The organism is Micromonospora noduli, from assembly GCF_003264475.1.
Classification (GTDB): Bacteria; Actinomycetota; Actinomycetes; order Mycobacteriales; family Micromonosporaceae; genus Micromonospora; species Micromonospora noduli.
The window spans coordinates 1,248,061-1,272,653 of sequence record NZ_PYAC01000001.1; the positions used below are offsets into that span (position 1 = coordinate 1,248,061).

Annotated in this window: 14 protein-coding genes; 5 read left to right on the forward strand and 9 right to left on the reverse strand. The window is 68.0% G+C overall.

What is annotated here, in order from left to right; genetic code table 11:
* Positions 1-8 precede the first annotated feature (8 nt).
* Complete coding sequence (locus MED15_RS05360) at positions 9-938, forward strand: LysR family transcriptional regulator (RefSeq protein ID WP_112583091.1); 930 nt, start codon at positions 9-11, stop codon at positions 936-938.
* A gap of 302 nt (positions 939-1,240) precedes the next feature.
* Here the strand turns inward: MED15_RS05360 and MED15_RS05365 are convergent, their stop codons facing one another.
* The 3 genes from MED15_RS05365 to MED15_RS05375 form a co-directional block, all read right to left on the reverse strand.
* Complete coding sequence (locus MED15_RS05365; RefSeq protein ID WP_244220368.1) at positions 1,241-4,201, reverse strand: 3-keto-alpha-glucoside-1,2-lyase-like domain-containing protein; 2,961 nt, start codon at positions 4,199-4,201, stop codon at positions 1,241-1,243.
* Positions 4,202-4,595: 394 nt separating this feature from the next.
* Positions 4,596-6,266, reverse strand: coding sequence for a glycoside hydrolase family 10-like protein (locus tag MED15_RS05370; RefSeq protein WP_112734895.1), 1,671 nt, complete (start codon positions 6,264-6,266; stop codon positions 4,596-4,598).
* 215 nt (positions 6,267-6,481) lie between these two features.
* Positions 6,482-7,126: a TetR/AcrR family transcriptional regulator gene (locus MED15_RS05375; RefSeq protein ID WP_112583088.1), complete on the reverse strand. Its 645-nt coding sequence runs from the start codon at positions 7,124-7,126 to the stop codon at positions 6,482-6,484.
* Positions 7,127-7,229: 103 nt separating this feature from the next.
* On the opposite strand from MED15_RS05375, the gene MED15_RS05380 reads away from it, so the two are divergent.
* The 4 genes from MED15_RS05380 (at position 7,230) to MED15_RS05395 (ending at position 10,133) form a co-directional block, all read left to right on the forward strand.
* Positions 7,230-7,772, forward strand: a complete 543-nt coding sequence (locus MED15_RS05380; protein WP_112583087.1) for a carboxymuconolactone decarboxylase family protein — start codon at positions 7,230-7,232, stop codon at positions 7,770-7,772.
* 42 nt (positions 7,773-7,814) lie between these two features.
* On the forward strand, positions 7,815-8,465 hold the full coding sequence (locus MED15_RS05385) for a nitroreductase family protein (RefSeq protein WP_112583086.1): 651 nt from the start codon (positions 7,815-7,817) through the stop codon (positions 8,463-8,465).
* A gap of 121 nt (positions 8,466-8,586) precedes the next feature.
* On the forward strand, positions 8,587-8,982 hold the full coding sequence (locus MED15_RS05390) for an MmcQ/YjbR family DNA-binding protein (RefSeq protein ID WP_112583317.1): 396 nt from the start codon (positions 8,587-8,589) through the stop codon (positions 8,980-8,982).
* 407 nt (positions 8,983-9,389) lie between these two features.
* Positions 9,390-10,133 carry a hypothetical protein gene (locus tag MED15_RS05395; RefSeq protein WP_146754539.1) on the forward strand — a complete coding sequence of 248 codons (744 nt, stop codon included), beginning with the start codon at positions 9,390-9,392 and terminating at the stop codon, positions 10,131-10,133.
* Between the two features lie 1,375 nt (positions 10,134-11,508).
* Here MED15_RS05395 and MED15_RS05405 read toward each other — a convergent pair.
* The 6 genes from MED15_RS05405 to MED15_RS05430 form a co-directional block, all read right to left on the reverse strand.
* Positions 11,509-11,937 carry a nuclear transport factor 2 family protein gene (locus tag MED15_RS05405; RefSeq protein WP_112583084.1) on the reverse strand — a complete coding sequence of 143 codons (429 nt, stop codon included), beginning with the start codon at positions 11,935-11,937 and terminating at the stop codon, positions 11,509-11,511.
* Positions 11,937-12,614 (reverse strand): MBL fold metallo-hydrolase, encoded by a 678-nt coding sequence (locus MED15_RS05410; RefSeq protein ID WP_112726900.1) that lies wholly within the window; start codon positions 12,612-12,614, stop codon positions 11,937-11,939. The genes MED15_RS05405 and MED15_RS05410 overlap by 1 nt, the downstream gene beginning before the upstream one ends.
* Positions 12,611-13,978, reverse strand: a complete 1,368-nt coding sequence (locus MED15_RS05415; RefSeq protein WP_146754540.1) for a condensation domain-containing protein — start codon at positions 13,976-13,978, stop codon at positions 12,611-12,613. Before MED15_RS05415 ends, MED15_RS05410 begins: the two co-directional genes overlap by 4 nt.
* Complete coding sequence (locus MED15_RS05420) at positions 13,954-14,994, reverse strand: cytochrome P450 (protein ID WP_167457591.1); 1,041 nt, start codon at positions 14,992-14,994, stop codon at positions 13,954-13,956. The genes MED15_RS05415 and MED15_RS05420 overlap by 25 nt, the downstream gene beginning before the upstream one ends.
* A gap of 263 nt (positions 14,995-15,257) precedes the next feature.
* Positions 15,258-23,054 (reverse strand): non-ribosomal peptide synthetase, encoded by a 7,797-nt coding sequence (locus MED15_RS05425; protein WP_167457592.1) that lies wholly within the window; start codon positions 23,052-23,054, stop codon positions 15,258-15,260.
* Positions 23,055-23,145: 91 nt separating this feature from the next.
* Complete coding sequence (locus MED15_RS05430; RefSeq protein ID WP_112583079.1) at positions 23,146-24,462, reverse strand: enoyl-CoA hydratase/isomerase family protein; 1,317 nt, start codon at positions 24,460-24,462, stop codon at positions 23,146-23,148.
* Between the last annotated feature and the right edge of the window lie 131 nt (positions 24,463-24,593).

A 24,593-nucleotide genomic window follows, 5' to 3' on the forward strand; every position in this document is an offset into this window, starting at 1 on the left:
GTGGCTACATGAATCTTGACGTGCGCCGGCTCCGCGTGCTGCACGAGGTCGCGCTGCGCGGCAGCGTCACCGCCGCCGCCGCGGCGCTGCACGTCACTCCGTCGGCGGTCTCCCAGCAGCTCGTCCAGCTGTCCCGAGAGGCCGGGCACGAGCTTGTCGAGCGGGCCGGGCGCGGAATCGTCCTCACCCCGGCCGGCCAGGTTCTGGCCAGCCACGCGAAGGACGTGCTGGGCGCGGTGGAGCAGGCGGTGGCCGGACTCGCCGCGCTCCGCCACGGCGTCAGCGGTACGGTGCGGGTCGGCGCGTTCGCGTCCGCAGCCGGCGCTCTGGTGGCTCCCTCCGCCGCCCGCCTGCGGGCGAAGCACCCTGAGCTGGACGTGCGGGTGATCGAGGCCGAAGACCAGCAGAGCCGCCTCGACCTGCGCTCCGGCACCCTCGACGTGGCGGTGCTGCAGGAGTACGACCACGTGCCCGCGCCGCTGGTCGACGACCTGGACCGGCATCCGGTCACCACCGACCCGATGCACCTGATCACCCCGGTCGAATGGCGCCGTCACACCGGCCGGCTGACCGAGCTGAGCGACGTGCCATGGATCGCCAGCGCCGAACACACGCCGTGCCTACGGTCCACATTGCACGCTTGCCGGCTCGCCGGCTTCGAGCCAGACATCCGGCACCGTGCCGTCGACTTCGCGCTCACGCTGGACCTTGTCGCGGCCGGGCTGGGCGCCGCGCTCGTGCCGGAGCTAGCGCTGCGCCACGTGCCACCCGGGGTGCACGTGGAGCCACTGGTCGAGCCGGTCACCGAGCGACGCATCTTCGCAGTCACTCGCGCCCTCGGCGGCACGCCGCAACGGCCCGCGGTAGACGCCCTCCTGGCGGAGCTAAGCGGCTCGGCCGACATCCCCCGTGGACAGCATCCGCCGACCATCGCCTGATTTACGACCGCAGTGCCCAGGCTGATCGTCAGCGAGGAAACGTCCTGGTTCCGGCGGCTCAGAGGGCATCTGTTGACGGGATCGAGGTCTCGGTTTTGTCGATGGGCGCGGATGTCTTCGTGGAGTGGGCGTGCGGCGGGCGTGCGGTGGGCGCCTGGACCACCTCGGCAGTAGCCCTCGCTGACGAGGACGGCACTCAAGTCCGCACCTGCGTGCCCTGCTGAGTAGGGCAGAGGCTGTGCCGCGGACGGCCGGGCCGGCGTACCGGTACCCGGCCATCCGCGTTCTGACCACTGGCGAAACTACCGGTCCAGCGGCTCGATCCAGATGTTGCGGTACTGGACCGGATTGCCGTGGTCCTGCAGTCGGATGGCACCCGTCGCCGGGCCCTCGGGCCGGCTGCCGCCAGTCGGGCCGAGGATCTCGACGTCGTCGTGCACCTTGACGCCGTTCCACACCACGGTGACGCGAGGGTTGGCGACCTTCTGCCCGGATGCGTCGTAGCGGGCCTGCCGATAGACGATGTCGTACGTCTGCCAGGTCTGCGGCGGCAACGCCGCGTTCACGTCGGGGGCCTTCTGGGTGTAGATGGCCGCGGCGTCGTTCTTCTGCGGCAGGTCGATGCCAAAGGAGTCCAGCACCTGGATCTCGTAGCGGTCCTGCAGGTACACCCCACTGTTGGCGCGCGCCTGGCCGGTCACGTCCGGCGGATACAGCGGCAGGTTGAACTCCACGTGCAGCCGGAAGTCACCGAATGCCTCCACCGTGCGCAGGTCCCCGTTACGCACCGTCATGGCGCCGTCGGCGACGGACCACGAGGGTTCGCGCCCGTCGGTGTGCTGCCACTCGGCGAGCTCGCCGCCGTTGAACAGCGTGATGCGTTTGCCGTGTGGCCGGACGGCGAGCACGTCCAGGTTCAGGTGCCCGGAGTCCGCTGCCTCCTTGCGGTACTCGACCACGTTGCGACCCTTGTTCAAGCGCGCGGTGGTGGTGACGGTGCCCCACTCTTCCCAGGTCACGGTGGAGGGGAAGACCGTCTGCTCGACCCGTTCACCGTTGACGTAGAGGCTCAGCTGCTTCTCGCCGGAGTACGGATTCGGGCCGTTGCTGTAGCGCATCGCCAGGTCGTATGTCCCGGCCTCGCGGACATCGGCAGAGATCCTGGTCGACGAGCCGTCCTGGGCGAACCCGGCGGCGAAGCCGGCACCGGAGTAGGCGGCGTGGTCGGTCGCCATGCCGACGCCGGCCGTACGGCCCTCCTCGGCCTCGAAGAAGGTCTGCGGCTGCACCACCCGGCCCGGAATCTCGTTGAGCGTGTACCAGGCCTCAGTGTTCCACAGCTCCTCGCCGTCGGCGGACGAGAACGGACGCGGGGAGCGCACGTGCACCACGCGGTTCTCCTTCAGGCCCGGGATCTTGAGCTTGACGGTGCGGCCGTCGGTCGACAGCTCGGCCTTGGCCACCTTGAGCGTCTCCAGCTCGAGCTTCGGACCGCCGTACTGGCTCGTCGCGCCGTAGCGCCACTGCGTCACCTGGTACGCGTCGGCGAGTTCCTGCGCGGTCTCGGCCGACAGCGGCTCGGTGTACTCCAGCTCGAACCCGACACGCGACGCGCGCATCTGTTTGACCTCGAAGACCGAGGTGCCGTTGGGCGTGAGCTTCTGCAGGCCGTAGGAGAGCTTGCCCTCCTGGCCCCAGTTGCCGCCGGCGCCCAGGCCACCGGTGTAGAGCGCGCCGTCGGGGCCGAGGGTGACCTCGTTGACGCCGGCCTCCAGGCCCTGCGTGTGCCGGAACACCGCGCCCTGGTACTGCCCCTCGATCTTCTCGAGGAACACGCGCTGCAGGCCGCCGTAGGTCACGTCGCCGACGACCAGTTGCCCCGCGTACGGCCCCTGCTTCAGCAGCACCGGAGTCGACGGCGAGTTACCGATCTCGTTCTGCGGGATCCAGACGATGGGACGCGTCACGGCCTTGTCGTCGAACGGACCCGCGGGCGTCGTGTAGTGGTTGTAGAACGCCCCCTGCTGGATCTGGACCAGCTTGGACGCGGGCAGCCAGCCGCCCTGGTTGTCGGTGACGAGGACCTCCCCGCGGGGGCCCCACCCGATCCCGTTGGGAGTGCGCAGCCCTCCTGCGACATAGGTGATCTCGCCGGTCTTGGCGTCCACCTTGATCGAGGTTCCGCGGTTCGGTGCCGGCTGGGGCACGGTGGTGGCGCCGCCCAGGTCGATGGCGACCGAGAGGTTGAGGTAGAAGTACCCGTCCCGGTAGAGCAGGCCGAACGCGAACTCATGGAAGTTGCCGCCCCATGGCCACGTGGCGACCGTGCGGCGGTCGTCTGCGAGGCCGTCGCCGTCGGTGTCGCGCAGGGCCGTCAGCTCGTGCTTCTGGCTGACGTAGACGGTGCCGTCGACGACCGCGACGCCTTGGGGCTCGCGCAGCCCCTCCGCGAACTTACGGTAGGCCACCTGCTCGGGGCTGGTCTGTCCAGTGACGCCCTCGACAACGTAGATCTCGCCAGTCGCGTTGTCGGTGCCGCCCCAGGTGGACATCATCAGGTCGCCGTCGGGCCGGAACGCCATACCGGTGACCTGCGGCTGAAGCCCTTCGGGGCGCAGGTCGGTGAGGGTGTAGCCCGGGTGCACCCGGTCGAGCGGCAGGCCGTCGCCGGCCGAGTCGGTGGCCCCCTCGCAGTACTTCCATCCCGGGGCGGTGACGCGTACGACGTCGGCGTCGGTGCTCAACGCGGAGTTCGGTACCAGCTCGAAGCTGGTCGCACCCGGGCGGCGCCATTCGAGCCGCAGGACCTGGCCGCCGCCGTTATCGAAGAACTCGATGCGCAATGGGTGCACGCCGGCGCTGAGGGTGGTCGACCCTTCCTTGGAGGTTTCGCCGTGCAGCCCGTCGTGGTCGACGACACGCTGATCGCCGATCGTCAGCCGTGACCCGTCGTCGCTGGTGAGCCGGAAGGTGTACTCGCCGTCGACGGGCGCGGCGAGGTTGGCGATGACGTGGCTGATGAACCGGTCGGAGAGGCCGAACTCGTCGGTGGTGGTCCAGTTGACCTGCGGCATGAGCTTGTCGACGTTCGGTGTCTGTGCCGGCTTGAGGTCGCACAGCGCCGACAGCGGAGCTCCCATGTCGTACGAGCGCAGGGTGACGCCGGGTTCCTGCGGCGGAACATCGGCGGTGATGGGTGCGGCCCCGGCTGGGGTGATGGGGACCGCAGCGAGCAGGGCCGCGACGGCGGCACCTGCGGCCACGAGACTGACGCGACGGCGACGACGCCATCGGTTCGGTGCGGGCATGGTTCCTCCCGGTGGGTGGGTCCTGGCCGAGGTAGGAGCGCTTTCTCCTCCCTGGACGGGCCAGTACGGTCGCGGAACACAAAAGATCGATCGCAGACGCTATCACTTTGGATTGACCAAGCTGAACTTTTAGATCTTTAGATAAAAGTGGCCCCTGTTGGTCCATGACCTTGGTGGCATTTGGGGCAGCGCGAGCGGGGCATGTGGCGGCGTCGCGGAGCGGAGGCAAGGGCAGCGCGAGCCCGACGAAACGCCGCTACCACGGTGGCGCGGTGACTACCGACCGGCGCTGGGCGCCGACGAAGGACGCCTCACCGGCTGGCGGTTGGCACCTTGCCGTAGGTATCCCTCAGGGCCCGGCGACGGAGATCGGAGTGCCGAGTCGGCCCTCGTTCCCGCTGCGATCCAGCCCGGACACGCAATAGGAGAGGGGACGGTCGGTCGGGGCGGTGCGATCGATCCAGCCGGTTCCTCGGGCGGTGCCGACGAGCCGGGCCTCGTCGCCGTCCACCCGATAGACGGCGTAGCTGGTGGCGCCGTCGCCGCGCCAGGTCAGCGTCACCCCGCCGGCGTCCGCACGCCGGGCGTCGGTGAGCGTGGGTGCGGCGGGCGGCGCCGCCGGGAGCTGCGCCATCGTGGGCACCAGCGCCGGGCCGGCGTAGTGCGCGCGGCTGTAGCGGCTGACCGCCCCGAGCTTGTCGGCGCGGACCTGCTTGGCACTGAAGTGCACGCTTCCGTGCACGCCGTTTCGGCGGTTGAGGGCCAACTGCCGGTCCAGTTCGGCCGGGTCGCGCCAGGCGCCGCGCTCACCCACCCGGTAGTCGGCCTGACCGATGTAGAGCTGCACCCTGGTGCCCCGCACGGTGTCGACCCACCACGGCAGCAGCTTGGCGTAGTCGGCCTTGGCGAACCCGACGTGCCAGTAGAGCTGTGGCACGACGTAATCCAGCCACTGTTTCCGCACCCACAGCCGCGTGTCGGCGTAGATGTCGTCGTAGCTCTGCAGGCCGGCGGTCGCGGAGCCGGCGGGATCGGTGCGCTCGTTGCGCCAGATGCCGAACGGGCTGATGCCGAACCTCACCCACGGTTTGATCGCCTTGATCCGCTCGCTCATCTCCCGGACCAGCGTGTTCACGTTGTCCCGGCGCCAGGCGTGCTTGTCCGCGAAGCGCCGGCCGTACCGGGCGAACGTCGCGTCGTCCGGGAAGTCCTGCCCGGCCTCCGGGTAGGGGTAGAAGAAGTCGTCGAAGTGCACCCCGTCGATGTCGTACCGCTGGACCGCCTCCAGCATCGAGTCCTCGACGAACGTGCGCGCCTCCGGGATGCCCGGATTGAAGTAGAGGCGGCTGCCGGGCCGGTCGGCGCTGGGGTAGGTCACCACCCAGTCGCGGTGGTGCCGTAACGGGTGGGCCGGCGCGAGCTGGTCCAGCCTCGGTCCGGGGCCGCCCACCGTGGCCGGTTGGCCGCCCCGGTAGGGGTTGAACCAGGCGTGGAACTCCAGGTTGCGGGCGTGCGCCTCGGCGACCATGAACTCCATCGGGTCCCAACCCGGGTCGCGGCCGTCGCGGTGCCCGGTCAGCCACTCCGACCACGGTGCGTAGCTGGACGGCCAGAGCGCGTCCCCGCTGGGCCGTACGTGCACGAAGACCGCGTTGTGGTTGTGCCGCACGGCCAGGTCCAGCCAGCCCCGGAACTCCGCCCGCACTGTCTCGGCCGGCAGTCCGCGCCGGCTCGGCCAGTCGATGTTGTTGACCGTCGTGATCCACATGCCGCGCAGCTCGTGGGGCGCCCGGGCTGGCCGGCCGGCGCAGCTGGGCGGACCGCCCGCCGGGTTGGCGTCGGTGGCCGCGCCGAACGGGGCGACGTCCCCGGTCTTCGGTGCGCCGCCGTCGCCGACAACCCGGTGCCGCAGCGACCATCCGCCCACCCCGAGCGCCACAGCGAGCGCGACGACCACCGCGACGAGAGCCTGGGTGCGACGACGGTGGGTGGTGGGAGCGGACGGCTCGGCGGCGGGCATTGTCACAGTCTGCCGAGTGTGGCTCACCGGGTGAACCAGGCGGCCCGTTACTTAACGGTCAGCTAAGGCCGGCGCGATGCTAGCTCGCTCCCCCGTTTCGCCCGTCCGGGCAGTGTCACGCGGGAACGCCCTTTCGCGTCGCCCGACGTGGTCGTCTTACCAGCTCGCCAGACCTTATTCCGCGCTCCGACACCCGAGGCTCGGAATGCGCCGCGTCAGCCCATGCGCTGGTCGTCAGACGTCACGAACGTCCGCAGATGGTCAACCGCCGCAGAGAGCGCGTCCTGCAGGGGGCCGATGTCCCGGGCGACCTGAGCGAGGAGCATGCCGCCTTGATACGCCGCGAGGAACATGTCGGCGAGCCGCGCGGGGTCGGCGGACGCGTCGATGCGGCCGAGTTGCCGCATGCGATCGAGCCCGACGCGGAAGATCTCGCGCCACTGCGCGAACACCTCCGCGAGCCGGTCGTTCACGACGAGATCGGTCTTGACGATCTCGCTCGCGAGCGAGCCGAGGCTGCAGCCGTCCTCGAACGGGCGCCCCGAGAGGACGAAAAAGTCCATCCAGTCCTGGAACGCCTCGACGGTGTCGAAGCTGGCAAACCGTTCGCTGCGATGGAAGCCAAGGACGCTGTCGGCCTGCCAGTCGATGACCGCCAGGACGAGGCTCTCCTTTGTGGGGAAGTAGTGACTCAGCTGTGATCCACTCACGCCTGCAGCGCGACGGACGAGCTCGTTGTTGGTTGCGTGGACCCCTTTCCGGTAGATCAACGCAGCCGCGTGCTCCAGTATTCGCTCGCGCGTGGCCTGGCCCTTGGCTGTGAGCTTCTGGGCTGCATCCGCCCCGTTGTCCACCTGCATGTCATCAAGGTAACACCACTGGGCTTGCCAACCCATTTTCTGTAGTGTTCACTCAAGCGAGTGGACGGAATGGTCCAGTAACGCCACACGGAGGTCTATCACAATGGCTCGCCTGACCGCTCCCGCACCCGCCGACATCGACGCGAAGACGCAAGGCGCCCTCGACGCCATCGCGAAGCAGTTCGGCTTCGCGCCCAGCATGTTCACCATGCTCGCCGCGAACCCGACCGTGCTCGAGATCGTGATGGGCCTGCAGGGCAGCATCGCGAAGCTCCTGGACGCGAAGACGCGCCACACGATCGCCCTCGCGGTCTCTCAGTCGAACGGCTGCCGCTACTGCCAGGCACTCCACGGTTTCATCTCGTCGAACCTCGGCGGTATGTCGGCGGGGGAGATTGAGCTCGCCCGCACAGGGACGTCCAGCGACCCGAAGCGCGCCGCCGTCGCGAAGTTCGCGCAGCAGTTGATCGAGACGCGTGGCCAGGTCAGCGACGAGGACCTCGCAGTGATCCGCGAGGTCGGGTACATCGACCCGGAGATCCAGGCGATCGTCACGATCGCAGTCGTCACCCTGCTCACGAACTACCTCAACAACGTCAGCGACACCGTCGCCGATGTCCCCGGCGCCGACCATCAGTCGGCCTAGCTCTCCTCTCCATCCGCCGCTCAAACGAAAGAAACCACGACGTTGAATCTCGATAAGCTGATCACGAAGCACCTCACCCGCTACTTCGACCCGAGCAAGAGGATCCCGGAGGAGACGTTCCAGCAGCTGCTGCGTTACCTGCGCACCTCGCCGACGACGATCAACATCCAGCCGAACCATTTCCATGTGCTGGAAACGCAGGATGGCAAGGACAAGCTCGCGGACGCACTGGTCGGCCGCTTCGCGGACAACGCGGAGAAGGTGCGCAACGCGTCGCACGCCATCGTCTTCACAACGCGCAAGGACATCCCCGACACGCACCTGCAGGAGATCTTCGAGAAGGAGCGCTCCGACGGGCGCTTCGCCGACCCGGAGATCCAGAAGGGATGGGAGGCGGGCGCCTCCAACTTTGTGGAGATCCAGACCGAGAACTATGGCGGGGACGTGCTCCACTGGCTTGAGAAGAACACCTACCTCGTCGTCGGCGCCACGATGATGGCCGCGGCATCCCTCGGGGTGGACGCGACGCCGCTTGAGGGCTTCGACCGCACGACCGTGGACGCGGCCTTCCACCTGACCGACACCGACTACACGACCACGCTGCTTCTGGTGCTCGGCTACCCCGACGAGGCCCGGATCTCCCGCCAGCCGGTCTCGCGGTTCGACGCGGAGAAGATTTTCACGCGCATATGACGGACGGGGCGGCCATGGGACCGCGGTGCCGGCCCCGTTCACGTCGACTCGGTTGCCCGGCTTCCGCACCTCCTCGCTGACGCTGGGCCATCGACCCCTTAAGGACTTCGAGGAGGTCAAGATGCAGATTGATAAGGCAGTGCAGGATCGGGCCACGGCCCGCGCCGCCGAGCTTCCCGGCTCCGAGCACACACACCAGTTCACCGGCGACTGGGAGGTATGGAAAGTCGGCGGCAAGGTGTTCATGCTGCAGACGTCCATGCCCGGCGAGCCCGTCGTGATCCTGAAAGCGGATCCATCCGACGCGGAGTCGCTCCGCGCAGCTCACGCGAGCATCTCGCCCGGCTACCACATGAACAAGAAGCACTGGATCACGGTGCGGGCAGGTGCGGACGCCGAGCCCGCGCTTGTCGACAATCTCGTGACCGAGTCGTACCTCCTCGTCGTCGCCGGCTTGCCGAAGCAGAGCCGTCCCGTCGATCCCGCTTCCTTCCGCGTCCCGCCGTCTGCCGACTGATCGCGATGACGCCGATCGCGCACAGAGCGCTGTTGCCACTCATCCGAGCAGCCGCACCGGCTCATGGCGCCCTTGCCGGTTTCGGGAAGCGCACGTCAGGCCACCCCTCGCCTCGTTTCGATCTCCTCATTCCCTCCGGGTGAGTGTCACGAACCGTGCCGCCACCGCGGCGCTACCCCTACGCCTGCCGAGACAACCGTTACCCGTAACGACCAGCCTGCGCCCATGGCGCATGTTCAGGAAGGCTTGAGCGGCTGCTCGCGGCGACTGGCACCCGGGTCGCAGGCATGAGTGGTGTCGGTTGGCCGTGGGAGACTCTCGCGCCGTGGACGTTGACGAGTTTTGGGCGGTCGTGGAGTTGGCCGGGGCGGGTCTCGACGGGCAGACTGGGGACGACGGTGTGGCCGTTGCCGCGGCAGTACACGATCGGACGCCTGCTCGACCGTCTCGAGGCAGCAGGCGCGGACAACACGCTGCTCGCAAACCTTGAGTGGTTCTACCAGCCGCTACTCGAGCACAGCCGCAGGCCAATCGCCCTGCATCGAGAACTCGCCCGTGATCCCGCCCGCTTCATCGGCCTCGTGTCCTTGATGTACCGGCCGGACCCGGACACCGGCGCGAACTCAGCCGACGAAGAGGCAAACGAGGAGTCAGCGTCATCACGGGCCTTCAGCGCGGCCTGGACCGTCCTGCGGGAATGGCGCACGCCGCTCCCGGGCTCCGTAGACGGGTACTTGCCGACCACCGAGGACATGCTGCGATGGGCGGAATCGGTACGCGAGATGCTCACCGCGTCCGACCGGGCCCAGGTGCTGCCCATCGTCCTGGGCGATGCACTATCCGGAGCCGTCGCGGACGAGGACGGCACGTGGCCCAGCGAGCCAGTCCGGGACGTCCTCGAGATACTCGGAGACGCGGACCTCGACGAGCATCTCGCTATCGCGCGAATGAACCAGCCGGGCGTCACAACTCGCGGTCTCTACGACGGCGGAACGCAGGAGCGCGCGCTCGCCGACCAGTACAGCGGGGCGGCGGACCGTGTGCGCGACCGGTGGCCCCGTTCGGGAGCGCTACTCGACGGGCTGAGCCGGTCGTACCGCGATGATGCCCGCCGGGAGGACCGCTCCGCTGAGAGCCATGGCGATCGTTGACGGCCGGTCAGCTTGGCTCACTCGACCCGTCCCGTCACTGTCCACCGGGTCTGAGGCTCAAAGCACTCCGAGTCGGATTATTCACATCCGCTCACCGGCACGTGCGGACGCCGCCCTGCCGCCTCCGCATGAGGCACCAACGCTGACGGCTTCGGATCCGCCGAAGAGGTCTTCAGCCTGAAGGGCCCGGTCAGCGCACTCCCCGTCAGTTCGGTGTCTCGGATGACGGAACCGCGGCGACTCCAGCGTGCCCACCCGCAACGCTCCACATCGATCTGCAGCACGCCTTCAGGGGCGTGGCCTTACTAACCGAGACGCCGGTCGGCGCCAGCCATCCCTGGAGCAGCAACACCTGACCACTTCGACATCTACTGGGCGGTCACGCCGCACCGCTCCACCTCATCACCACAGGTCTCAGCCATCGTCTCTCTCCGGCGTCGGTGAGCACTTCGGGCGCGGAGACCACTTCGCCAACCCGCACCCAATCTGCTCCCAGTTGCAAGGCCAGGCCCACCAACAGCTCCTTACCGCCTCGACCTGCGCACACTCCCCTGCCAGGCGACATAGAACCTTGTCGACCGCCGTGCAGAACCGCAGAGCACTCCGCGGGAAACAGGACCCCGCACCGACTCTGACCTGCGGCAACGTGGAGCCGCACGCAGGGGAGGGTACAGTTGAGCGCCGTTCGACGCCGTTGGGCGCAGTTCAAGGCCGTTCAGGGCACCCCGCTGCTCCCAACCTGCTCCCCCACCCGGGCCCGCGCCGGGCCGCCGACCGCCGACCGACCGTGAAATGCCGGCCCAGTACCCATGCTTGGCGACAGCGCTGGCTCCCGCAGCCGCATCGGTCGATGGGGAAGCACGTCCACAATCGCAGCTCACCGACGGCGTCCGTCACACTGCCGACCTGCACGCCGACATCGTTGCCCGCGGCTATCAGGGCAGCCTGCGCGTACTGAAAGACTGGCTCATCACCAACCGCACCCGACCCAACCACGTAACCGTCCGAGTGCCGTCCGCCCGCCGGATCACCGCCTGGATCATGCGACCCGGACGCAACTCACCGACGACGGCCGCACCGACCTCGCCGATGCCCGCAACCGCTGCCCTGACCTCGACACCGTCGCCGACCTCGCCCGCGGGTTCGCCGCCCTGGTCCGCCATGCCGAGCGCGGGCACTAGGCGTGAGCCGCCGGGCGGTCACGAAGATGGGCGTTCGAAGCGAGATCGGAACAGACCGAAGCCCAGAGCCGGGATCTCCACACCGTTGTGCAGCTTAATCGCGGGAAGGCTCATGGCCCCGACGCTACGTACAGGTCGGAAACCCAGGGAATGCTCGCGGAACCAGGGACCACCAGTGCCTCCCCGCTTGACCGTTAGACCAGCGGTGTGAAGAAGAACGTTTCGCGTCGGGCGAAGTGGCCAGTGTCGTCGAAGGTAAAAAAGTCAGCGAAACGGAGTTGAACATGACGCCCGTCGCGGAGCACGCCAACGAACTCGCCGTGCGCCGCCACCGCCTGCGCAGCATCGACGAGCAGGGCGATGCGGTGACAACCCTCGCGGATCACACGCTGCTCTCGATAGAAACGCTCAATTTCCGCACGACCAACAATCGGCTGGTACCCGGGACGGAGGTACACAGCATCGACAGAGAACAGCTGCAGCAATCCGCCGACGTCGCCGGCATCCACCAAACGGTAATAGGCGGATACGGTTTCGCGCTCTTCTGAGGTCCGGGGCGCTCTCGCAGCGGCGCATACCTGGACGTCTTGCTCTTCGCCTGCTCGCAACGACGGTTCGCTCATCAGATGGCGGCCATGTCGCCAGTGGCGAGTCCCAGCCGACCGGCCAGGTCGCGGAAGGCGACACTTGCCCCGGAAGGTATTGGCGCCCCGTGTGCGAACAAAGCACGTTGTGCCCCGGTTCCCGCGAGCCTGACAAGCTGTGCGACCGCGCGGGAATGGTCCTCGTCGAAGGGTTCGATAGACGGTTCGAGGCTGGTCATGTTGACGGCAGCATCTCCGACGAAGAGGGTCGATGTAGTGTGTTCCAGGAAGCATACGTGACCGATGGTGTGGCCGGGCGTGCCGATCACTTCCAGGCCCCACACGTCGTCTCCGTCATTCAGAACGCTTACGTCGACGCCGCACTCCTCGGCGACGACTTCGGCGTCCCCAGAGCCGGCGTAGAGGCGGGCCTCGGGTGCCGCGCGCATCACGGCTGCCAGACTTCCGATGTGGTCCGGATGAGCGTGCGTGACGACCACGGCGCGTACGGCGGCGAAATCCAGGCCGCCGCGGTGAAGAGCCGCAGCGATAAGGTCCTCGTGGTCGGGCAGCAGAGCGTCGACGAGCACGGCCTGACGGTCCCTGACGACTGCGTAGGACCGGATGTCGAAGGTCTTTTCCGTGTCGCCGAACGGCCCGCCGGGCAGGAAGGTGTAGTGGGTGATCGCTGTCTCGACCCGTACCTCGTCTTTCACATGCCACCTGCCCTAACGAGATCGCGATTCAAAGCTTCGGCAATGGATGGGCGCAGGAGGCGAATGGGTTCGGATGGGGTCGCCGTCACCTGCTTCAGCAACCTGACGTATCCGACGACGAGGCACCGGACGGCCTCGCGGGCGAACAGTTCACTGGCGTAGTCGACGCGCACCATGGACTCGTCGTCGTCGACCCACACATTCCAGTTGGTGTCGTGCTCCACGAAGCCGCTCTCCGGTTCGTCGAACGGCTGGGCGCCGAGATGGCTGCGGTCCTCCGTTGCCGGAGACGACTCCTCCGTGGAGAACTGGTGTCGATGGAGCAGGACCCCCTCGCCATAGCCGCCCAGGCGATCGATCACCAGGTCGGTCGGGGCGTCCTGAGCCGTGAATCCCGCGAGCTGGTCAGCTCGCGCCCGATGCAGCACGGCCGCAAAGCTGTCACCCGGCAGGAAACGCGTGCGCATGACAGCCGTGGTCTGGAAGAGCCCGACGACGTTCGCAGCCGCCGGTCGGGTACGACCCATCATCGGCACACCGACGTTGATGTCGTCCTGCCCGCTGAGAAGATGCAGCAAGGTCACGAACCCCGCGAAAAGCGTCAGGAAGGTGGTACATCCGGTCGATCGACTCAGGTCCCGGACCTGCGACATGACCGCCGGATCGACCCGGACGCACAGCGTCGCCCCGTGACCGCCGGCATCGTCGGGTCGGGACTGGGCGATCGGCAGCTCCACGGTTCCCCGACCGCCGCCGAGGTAGCGGACCCAGAAGTCGATGTGGCGCTCGAGATCCCCCTGCTGGAGTCGACGTTGCTCCTTGAGTGCAAGCGTCCCGTACTGCTCCGCCACGAACGGCAGCGGGCTGGGGCGACTAGACCGCAGAGCTCCGTACAGCACGTCCAGCTCAGCCTCGAGCAACGCCCTGGACCACGCGTCGCACACCATCCGGTGGCTTGTGAAGATCGCCACGTGGTCATCGGACGCGAGACGCACCAGGTGGACTCGCAGCAGCGGTCCGGCGGCAAGGTCGAACGGCAGACGGGCCGCCCGGCGGCCGAGATCGGCGACCAGACGATCGCGGTGTGCAGCGTCGTACCCGCCGAGGTCGGTGAAGGACCATGCTGCGGCAGCCCCATCCTCCACCACCTGCGTCGGTGTGCCGTCGACAACCATGAAGCGAGTCCGGAGGGCCTCGTGCCGCTGGACGACCCCGTCGACTGCAGCATGGAAGATGTCGGCCTCCAGCGCGGTACCGTACCGGCTGATCCAGCACTTGTTGCCGACCGGCCGGTCGGGATGCCGTTGTGTGAGGTGCCAGACGGCCCGCTGCTGCGGCATCAGCGGGTAATGGCTCGTTCCCACCGCTGCCCCCTTTCCCCGGCGTCGTCGTTCAGCGGTGTGAGGCCGGCAAGGGCAGTCGCCCCATTCCGCTTCAGCCGCACCCGCACCGGCAGGCGCTTGATCCCGGCGATGAAGTTGGAAGCGAGGTGGTCGACTGGCCCGGCGATCTCGAAGGATTCGACCAGGTCCCGTGTCTCCTCCGCGAACACACGTAGGGCAAGCCGCGCCAGCGGAGCACCAATGCACCGGTGCGCGCCGACGCCGAAGGCGATGTGCGCGCGCGGATCACGGTTGACGTCGAAGTCGTACGGCCGTTCGAACACCTCTTCGTCACGGTTGGCCGCACCGAGCCATACGGTGACCGGGTCGCCGGCCCGAATCGTGGTACCGGCGATCTCGATAGACCGAGTCGCGTGCCGTAGAAAGTGGTTGGCCGGTGAGGACCAGCGCAGCACCTCCTCGACGAGCGTGTCCGTGCAGCCCGTGGCACGCCAGCGCTCGTCCGCGCCGGGATTCTCGGCCAGCGCCAACACGGCGACGTTCGCGGCGTGGGACGTCGTCACCGTGGCGCCGAGCAGAACGCTGTAAGAGTTGAACAGCATCTCCTGCTGGGACAGCGGACAGCCGTCGACAGTAGCGTTTGCGATCGCCCCGATCAGATCGGCCCGCGCCGCCGGCTTGTTGGCGAGCTCACCTGCGAAGTACGAGAAGATCTCCGAGTGTGACCACTCCAACGCGTGGTCCCGCCGACCCGAGGTGACATCCGGGTCCTGATCGGCGATGGCGACGTAGGCGAACGTTCGCAGTCGGTGCCAGTGCGCCGGGTCGATGCCCATGAGTAGAGCCGTGATCGCGATCGGAAAAACCGCCGTCTGCGCGGCGAGGTCGAAGACCTGTCCGTCCAGGCCGGGCACGAACATTCGGCGTGCAAGCAGGCGGATCTGTGGTTCCATCGCCGCGACCGTGGCGGGCGTGAAGCAGCCGATGATTTGCCGCTTGATGGCGGTGTGCCGGGGTGGGTCGGTGACCGCCAGCATCTTGCCACCGGCGATGTCCCGTTGCCCCAGAGTGGTCAGCAGGTTGCCGTCCTCGGAGGTGAAGTCGCGGAAATTTCGCAGCACACGGCAGACGTCGGCGTGCCGGGTCAGCACCCAAAAGCCACGACCATCCGGAAGCTGTTGCCAGTACACGGGCTGCTCCGCACGCAGCTGCCGCCAGGCACTGTGCGGATCGCCGGTGGCGTACCAGGAGGGGTCGTAAAGGTTGACGGTGGTCAGGTCGACGTGTTCAGCGCCAGAGCTCAGTCGCATCGCTGCGCCCTTTCCACGTGCGGGACCGGCTGGTCGGGATGGGTAACCACGAACCGCAGAAGCTCCAGGTAGTCCTCTGCCATCCCGGCGATCTCAGCAGCGCCGTAGCGGTCCGTGCGGTACTGCAGGTGCCCGCCCATGCCGTCCGCGGACTCCGTGACCGTCAGGGTGAGGTCCCACACCGTCGTGCCGACGGGCGCGTCACGCACCGGCTCCACCAGCAGCCCGGGCCACCGCAGCGGCGTCTTCTGCTCGTACTGCATGGTGAACACCGCCCCGAAGAGGGCGGACTGGGTGAGGCCCCGCTGCGGGCGCAACTCCTCGACGAGCCGCTGGAACGGCACCTCTTGGTGCGCGTAAGCGCCCAGCGCTGTCTCGCGGACCTGCCGCAGCACTGCCCGAAACGACGCCGAGGCTGCGGACACGTCGGTTCTCAGTACGAGGGTGTTGACGAAGAATCCGATCAGGTGCTGCACGTCGGGCCGCTGCCGGTTGACGATCGGCGTACCCACCGCGATGTCGTCCTGTCCGCAGGCGCGGGCCAGGAGAAGCTGGAAAACGGCGAGTAGCACCATGAAGGGCGTGGCGTCCTCCTGCCTGCCCAGCCGTGCCACCGCGTCCACCGCTGACGGGGGGATCTCGAAGGTGTGGTCCCCGCCGTGAACGTCGCGCCGTGCTGACCCACTCGCCAAGCGCGGCAGGTAGGCCACCTCGGGCAGTTGGGCGAGTTTGGTACGCCAGTACTCAAGCTGCCGCTCGCAGTCGTCGCTCTGCGACCATGTGCGCTGCCACGCCGCGTAGTCGGCGTACTGGATCGGCAGCTCTTCCAGCTTCGCGGGTAGGCCGGTTACGTCGCCCCGGTAAAACTCCCCCAGTTCATGTAGGAGCAGGTCGGTCGACCAACCATCGGAGACCAGGTGATGCAGGTTGATCACCAGAATGTGGTCGTCTGGCCCCAGTCGGACCAGTTCGGCGTCGAGCAACGGACCGTTCTCCAGATCGAACCGGTGCTCGCTCACCTCGGCGAACAGCCGCCGCACCTCGCTCTGCCGATCACCGTCGGGCAGGCCCGACAGATCACGCTGACGCACCCGGCTGTCCAACTGGTCGCTGATTCGCTGCCACAGTCGTCCGCTTCGAAACACAAAGGTGGTCCGCAACGCTTCGTGCCGTGCCACGACGGCACGCAGTGCGCCGTCGAGTGCGGGGTGCGACACCGCACCGCGCAGGCGGTACAGCATCGGCGTCACGTAGAGTGACACGGACTGGTCGAGCTGCTCCAGGAACCACACCCGCTCCTGATCTGTCGAGCATGGCTCGAGCGCCTCCCTTCGGACCGGTGTGATCGACTTCGCCGGCAACCCGGTCACATCGGCGGTTGGCGGATCGGCGACGGCCGCTTGCAGCGCCCGGTCCACCTCGGCGGCGAAGGCCTTGACGGCCGGATGCTCGAACAGGGTCCGGAGGCTGATCTGCACCCCGACCTCGGTTCGCAGCCGGGAGACGATTCGGGTGGCCAGGAGAGAGTGGCCGCCGAGATGGAAGAAGTTGCCGTCGACCCCCACCTCGGACGTCCCGAGCACCTCGGCGAACAGCGCGCACACGAAACGCTCAGTGGCCGTCCGCGGGGCGCCGCCGGTGGTTGAGCCGTCGCTCTGCGGTACCGGCAGCGCCCGACGGTCCAACTTCCCGTTCCGGGTGAGCGGCAAGTCGTCCAGCAGCGTGAAGGACGACGGCACCAGATAGCTCGGTAGCAGGCGCGCGACGTACGCACGTAGCTCGGCGGCCGAGGGGCGCCCCCCGGCCACCACCACCACGTACGCGGCGAGCCGAACGTCGCCCGGCACGTCCTCCCGGACGATCACGGCAGCCCGGCTCACCTCAGGGTGACGTGCGAGGGTGGCCTCAATCTCCCCCGGCTCGATCCGGTACCCGCGGACCTTCACCTGCTCGTCGGCGCGACCAACGAAGTCGAGCAACCCGTCCCGGCGAACCCGGGCACGGTCCCCGGTCCGGTACATCCGACCGCTCACTGGTCCGAACGGGTCAGGAAGGAAGCGCTCCGCCGTGAGGCCCGCCCGACCCAGATATCCACGTGAGACGCCCGCACCACCCACGTACAACTCGCCGACAACACCGGGCGGCACCGGGCGTCCGGCTCCGTCGAGGACGTAGATCGGCAGGTCCGGGATGGCGGTACCGATCAGGCTGTGACCGTCCCGCCGGACCGTCTCCCCGTCCAGCGCCAGGTACGTCGCATGCACCGTGGTCTCGGTGGTCCCGTACATGTTGACGACAAGTGGCGCCCGATCGGGGTGCCGGTCGTACCACTGGGGAAGGCGACCAAGGTCCAGCGCCTCGCCCGCCAGGACGATGTACCGCAGCGCCAGCAGATCCCCCGTGTCCGGATCATCCTGATCCGCCTGGATGAGTTGGTAGAAGGCGGACGGGGTCTGACTCAGCACGGTGACGCGCTGCTCTGCCAGGAGCCGCAGGAACTCCTGCGGTGAGCGCGCCGTGTCCCATGGCACCACGACGAGCCTGCCGCCGTGCAGCAACGCGCCCCACATCTCCCAGACGGACACGTCAAAGGCGTATGAATGGAACAGCGTCCAGACGTCGTCCTGGTGGAACCCATACCAGTGCCGGGTGGAGCTGAACAGCCGGACGACATGTCGGTGCGAGACGACCACACCCTTCGGTCGGCCCGTCGAGCCCGACGTGTAGATCACATACGCCGCTTGATCCGGATGAGGGGCGGTCGTCGGCCCACCCGCCGGCACGCTCGACTCAACCGCGCCGACATCGATGACCGGCAGGTCCGGCGGAAGGAGTCCGGCCCCGGCCGGGTTCGTGACCACCGCGGTCGCTGGGCAATCGGAGAGCAGATATCGCACGCGATCGGCGGGTAGGTCCGGCTCGATCGGCAGGTAGCACCCGCCGGCCTTGAGGACGCCGAGTAACGCCACCACCAAGTCGGCGGAACGCGGCAGCACGACCGCCACCGGGCGCTCCGGCCCCACACCCAGCGCCGCGAGGGCAGCCGCCACCGCGTCCGCACGCTGCTGCACCTCGATGTACGTGAGCTCGGTGGCGCCGTCCACCACGGCCACCCGGTGCGGTGTGCGGCGCACCTGATTGTCGAACAGTTCCGGGAGCGTGGCCTCCAGGGTGTGCGATCTCGCGGGATCTGTTCCCAGCGGCGCGGCAGGTGCGGCCGGCAGCAGGGGCAATTCGGAGATCCGGGCGTCCGGGCTGGTAACGACGCCTCGCAGCAGAACCCGCCAGGAGTCGATGATCTGTTCCACGGTCGGCGCGTCGAACAACTCCGTGCGGTACCACAGGTCGCCCTCAAGGCCGTCGACCGTCTCGGTGAGGCTCAGGCTGAGATCGAACTGGGCGGTACTCGCGTCGAACGGCTCGGGGCTCACGGTCATGCCAGGCAACTCGACCGCCTCGGGCGGGGTGTTCTGAAGGGCGAACAGGACTTGAGCCACCGGGTTGTACCCGGGGCTGCGATCAGTGGCGACCTCAGCGACCACGCGCTCGAACGGCACGTGTTGATGTGCGAGGGCGTCCAGGGTCATGGCCCGCACTTGGTGCAGCAGGCTGCGGAACGGGGGGTCACCGGAGAAGTCCGCCCGCAGCGCCAGCGTATTGACGAAGAAGCCGACAACTCGGTCGAGTTCGACGCGGCCACGGCCGGCGGTGGGCGTGGCGACGACGATGTCAATCTCGCCGGAGAACCGCGCCAGCAGCGTCTGAAAGGCCGCGAGCAGCGTCATGAAGAGCGTGACGTTCTCCGTGTTGCTCAATGCCCGCAGGCCCTCGCACACATCTGCCGGGATGCCTACCTTGACCGCGCGTCCCCGGAACCCTCGAGCGCTCGCCCTCGGGCGGTCGAAGGGCAGCTCGATGGCGGCCGGCGCTTCTGCCAGTTGCCGCCGCCAGTACACCAACGACCGGTCGAGCACCTCACCCCGGAGCCATCCACGCTGCCACACCGCGAAATCGACGTAGTCCACCGCCGCCCGGGGCAGATTCGGCGCCTGACCGCTCGCGTAGCCGGCGTAGAGCGTCGCGAGCTCCTGGAAGTAGATGCTGCCCGACCACCCGTCGGTGACGATGTGGTGCATCGTCAGCAGTAGCACGTGCTCCTCGTCGGCGAGGCGCAGCAACGCGGTACGCATCAATGGACCCCGAGCCAGATCGAAGGGCCGCTCCGTCTCCGCCTGCACCAACCTGGCAACTTCCGGGTCGCGTTCGGCCACCCGCAGGAACGTCAGATCCCGGACAGGCAGCTCCCACCGGGGCACGTCACGGACCCGCTGGAACGGCACCCCGTCCTTGCTGCCGAATACCGTACGCAGCGACTCGTGTCGCTGGACGAGCGCCTCGAAGCTGCTGCGCAGTGCCGCCACGTCGAGCGGACCCTTCAGGCGCAACGGTGTCGCCAGGTTGTACGCGCTGCTCCCTGGCTCCAGCTGGTCGATGAACCACAGCCGCTCCTGATGGAACGAGAGGGGGTATTCGTCGAGGTCGCCGCGAGGCACCGCCACGATCGGCGGTGCGACCGGCAGCGCATCCGTGACGTCGCGAGCGGCCATCACCTGATCGGCGAGCCCGGCGATCGTGGGATTGTCGTAGATGGCCCGGACCGGGAGTTCGACGCCGAGTGCCGCGCCGATGCGCGCCAGCACCCGGGTTGCCAGCAACGAGTGGCCGCCGAGGGCGAAAAAGTTGTCCTCCACCCCGACGGCGCCGATCCCTACGAGATCCTGCCAGATCCCCCGGATGATCTCCTCTTCAGGCGTGCGCGGCGGCACCAGGTGACCGGTCGGCAACAGCTCCAGACCGGGATCCGGCAGCGACCGTCGGTCGAGTTTGCCGTTGGAGTTCAGCGGCATCCGCTCCAGGACCACCAATGCCGAGGGAACCATGTAACCGGGCAGTAGATCCCGCAGATGAGCGAGGATCTGCTCACGCACCTCGTCCTGCCACCGGGCGTCCGCGGCGTCGGACGGCGCGGGTCCGACCGCGATGTACGCCACCAGGTGTCGGTCACCGGGGGACTTGTCGCGTACGAGCAGAATCGCGTCCCGGACGGCGGGGTGACGCCGTAGCGCCTCCTCGATCTCGCCCAGCTCGATTCGGAAGCCGCGAATCTTCACCTGCTGGTCGGCCCGGCCGAGAATCTCGATCGTCCCGTCGGAGCGGAAGCGGGTCAGGTCGCCCGTGCGGTAGAGCCGAGATCCGGGCTGCCCACCGAATGGATCCGGAAGGAAGCGGTCGGCGGTCAGCCGTGGGCGCCCCAGATAGCCACGTCCAACGCCAGTGCCACCGATGTAAAGCTCGCCGATCACACCCACCGGCACAGGCTGCATGCTGCGGTCGAGGATGTAGAGCCGGTTGTTGCCGATGGGCCGACCGATCGGGACGACACTGTCCGGGTCGTCACCGGCGTGCTCGCCGACGAAGTGGGCATTGTCGATCGCGGCCTCGGTAAGCCCGTACGTGTCGATGAGCACGGTCGTTGACGCGCTCAGCCTCTTCGCCCGGTCGAAGTCACGCACGTACCAACTGTCGCCACCGGCCATCAGGAGATCCATGAACGCCAGGGAGTGTCCGCCCTCCTCGACGTAATCCAGCAGCAGACGCAGCAACGGCGGAATGAACTCGGCGCTGTTCACGCCCTCCCGGACCATCAGTTCGTAGAGCAGGCGCGGGGAGAGAGTCACCTCACGCGGACAGAGGACGAGGGCCGCCCCAGTGAAGAGCGCCCGCATGACGTCCGCGATGAACAGGTCGAACGCGAAGCTGGCCATCTGCAAATGCGCCCGCACTGTTGCGCTCAGGCCATACTGGCGATCGAAGTAGTGGAAGTAGTTAGCGAAGTTCTCGTGCGTCAGCATGGCGCACTTGGGCGTACCCGACGAGCCGGACGTGTAGATCAGGCAGGCGAGCTGTGCGGGCGTCGCCGTATTGATGGTCGAGATCACGGGCAGGGCGGCCAGCTCGGCCGCGTCGGCGTCCACAAGCAGCGTCGGCATCGTGCCGTCCGTCACCGCGGCGACAACCGAAGCCTGCGTCACCAGCAAACCGGCGTTGGAGTCGTCCAGCATGAACCTCACCCGGTCCACCGGATGCTCCGGGTCCAGGGCCACCAGGGCGCCCCCGGCCTTGAGGACGGCGAGCAGCGCTACGACCGAGTCGGTCGACCGGTACAGGCAGACGCCCACGATAACCTCGGGTCCGACCCCCCGGGCCTGCAATGCCCATGCCATCTGGTTCGCACGCTCGTCCAGTTCCCGGTACGTCAGCCGCTCACCCTCGAACACCACGGCGACGGCGTCGGGCGTACGACGAGCTTGCGCCTCGAACAGCTCGTGCAAGCAGTGCGGCTCGAAGTCGACCATATCGGTGTCGTTCCACTCCGCCAGCAGTTGACGGCGCTCGGGCGCGGTCAGCAGGCTGTGCGACCGCCACGGCCGATCCGGCGCCCTCACCGCTGACTCGAGGAGCTGGTGCAGGTGGCCGGCCATCCGTCGAACAGTCGCCGGGTCGAACAGGTCGGTGCTGTACTCGAATTCGCAGAGCACGCCGTCCTCGGCGATCCGAAGGTCGACGCTGAGGTCGAACGGCGCGGTTTGCCGTGGCACCTCCACCGCCTCGACGAGCAGGCCCGGCAGCTCTGGCAGGCCGAGCATCTCCTCGTGAACGGCGTTGAACATCACCTGGAACAGGGGCGTGGAACTCGCGTCCCGCTCGGGCGAGACCGCCCGGACCACCTCGTGGAACGGCACGTCCTCGTACGACATGACGTCCAGCAGTTCGGCGGCCACGCGGCGCACCGCCGTCCGGAAGGTGGGCGCGCCGGACAGGTCGGCCCTCAGTACCACCGTGTTGGCGAAGAAGCCGATGACCTGATCGAGCTCGTTGTCGAGTCGATTGAGCATGACGGTGCCGATCGTCACCTCGTCTTGGTCACCGTAGCGGCCGAGCAGCATGGCCAGGCCGGTCAACACGGCGGTCGACAGGGTCGTCCGCTCACCCCTGCCGAACTCGACGAGCCGGGCCACCAGGTCGGCCGAGAGTGAGAGACGTTCAACCGCCCCACGCCCGCTGCGGACCGGCGCCCGCAGCCGGTCCACCGGCAGTTGCACCGGAGCTGGCGCGTCGTCCAGTCGTCGCCGCCAAAACTCCAACTGTTCCGCGTACGAGCGCTGCCGCTGTTCGCCGGCGTGGTCCACGTACTGAACCGTCAGCACCGGCAACTCTGGCCGTCGACCCGCCCGCAGGGCGCCGTAGGCGGTGCCGAGCTCCTCGTAGAGGATGCCCACAGAAGCCCCGTCGAAGACGATGTGGTGGGCCGTGACGACAAGCACGTGGTCCTCGGCGCCGAGGCGCAGCAGTCTGAGACGGATCAACGGCCCGGTCGCCAGGTCGAACGGCGTGTTGGCCTCCAACCCGAGCAGCCGCTGCACCTCGACGTCACGCGAGTGCGCGGCCACGGCGGTCAGGTCCACGATCGGCAGAGGGATGTCACTGCGAGATGCCACGACCATGACCGGCGAACCGTCTGCGGCGGGGAAGCGGGCCCGGAGGATCCCGTGCCGTCCGACGATCTCTGCGAAGGCTCCGCCCAGTGCGGCCACGTCGAGCGGTCCGCGCATCCGCAGCGCGACCGAGATGTTGTAGAACGCGCTTTCCGGCTCAAGGCGGTCGAGGAACCACAACTGTTCCTGCAATGACGAAAGTTGGGCGAGAGTGTCCGCGCTGTGGGTCACGTCGGCAGTCCTGGGTCGGTCCGGACAGGTGAGATGCGGTTGCCGGACGGTCGTGAGAATTCCCGGCACAGGCATGGCACGACGGATGCGGTCACGGCTTCGTTCCCGCAACTATCGACCCGAAGCGCGCAAGCCAGGTCTGCTCCAGCTTGGCGAACAGATCCTCGCTGTAGATGCGACGGGACTGCTCGAGCGCGTACTCGGCCAGGTACTGACGGAAGCGGTCCTCCGGTTCCTCGGCGAGACGCAGCATCCGTCGGTTCGGCACCACGGCCGGGTCGGCGAGCCGCGCAGCGGCCGACGCCACGGCCTCGGCCATCTCGTCGGCGTCGACGACCGCGTCGCACAACAGGGCGCCGTCGGTGTCCCCTGCCCGGATCGTGTGGTCGGAGAAGATCGCCTTCCGCGCCCGCCGCGATGGCACCAAGCGCGGCAGGCGCAGGTTCGCGACCCCTGGAACAAGCCCTTCCCGCAGCGCAGGCAGGCTGAAATAGGCGTCCTTCTCGGCAACCACGTGATCGGCGGCCAGCAGGATCTGCAGTCCCCCGCCGATGGCGAACGTGTCCACGGCGCCCACCCAGGGCTTCTCCGCGGCCGGCCGGCGCGTCGGGTCGTCCGGATCCGGCGCGAGTCCCCGGACCATCTTGGCGATGTAACCCATCTCCCGTCGCATGAGGAAGCCGAGGAAAGTGATCCCTCCGCGGTACAACTCGGTCAGGTTGATGCCGGCACTGAACACCCGACGACCGGCGTAGCGCGGGTGCCGCATCACCCCACCCCGCAGGACGCCGACGCGCACGTCATCGTCGAGCAGTACGAGATCCACGGCGGTCTCCAGTGCTTCCACCACTGCGTCGTCCTCCGCGTTGAGGCAGCGCTGGTTCTGGACGGTCACATGCCCGACGCCGGCCCGCCGTTCCACTGTCACCTCACCCAAGTCCACGAACCCGTCGGCACGGAATGCGGGTAAGAGCGTCGAGGCGCGCGGCGTGGGCCGCGCCATCGCCTCCATGAGGTGCGCGCCAGAACCCGGAGACCGCAGCACACTCCACAGCAGAAGACCCTGGTCGATTTCCCGCCCCTCCTTGCGCGGCTGCTGGTAGCGCCCTTCCTCCGCCAACTGCTCCGCAGTGGGCACGAGGCCCGGCATCAGCTCGCCGGCCGCCGTACACAACACATCGACGCGCAAGTGCCGTCGCCGCCCGTCGGTGAGCTCGGCATACAGCTGGTCGGCGTGCACCGCCAGAAAGGCGAGTCGGGCCGTCCGGCAGGCCTGGTGCACGGCGCGCGCCCGGGGGTCCTGCGGCCGGGAGTGGCGCTGGGTGGTCGAAAGCGTTCCCAGCATCTGCTCGCCGACGTCGAGGAAGCGCCGGGTCGCCGCGAAGTCCGATTGATAGCGCCCGGTCATCCTCGGTGGATCAAGACGGGTAGGAGGCGAACCCGTCCCGAGGACCACCTCGCCCCCTGCGAAGGGTGCCAGCGTTCGGCCGGCTTCCTCAGACGTGTGCGTAGCGCCGTTCACAATGTCCATCGTCGACG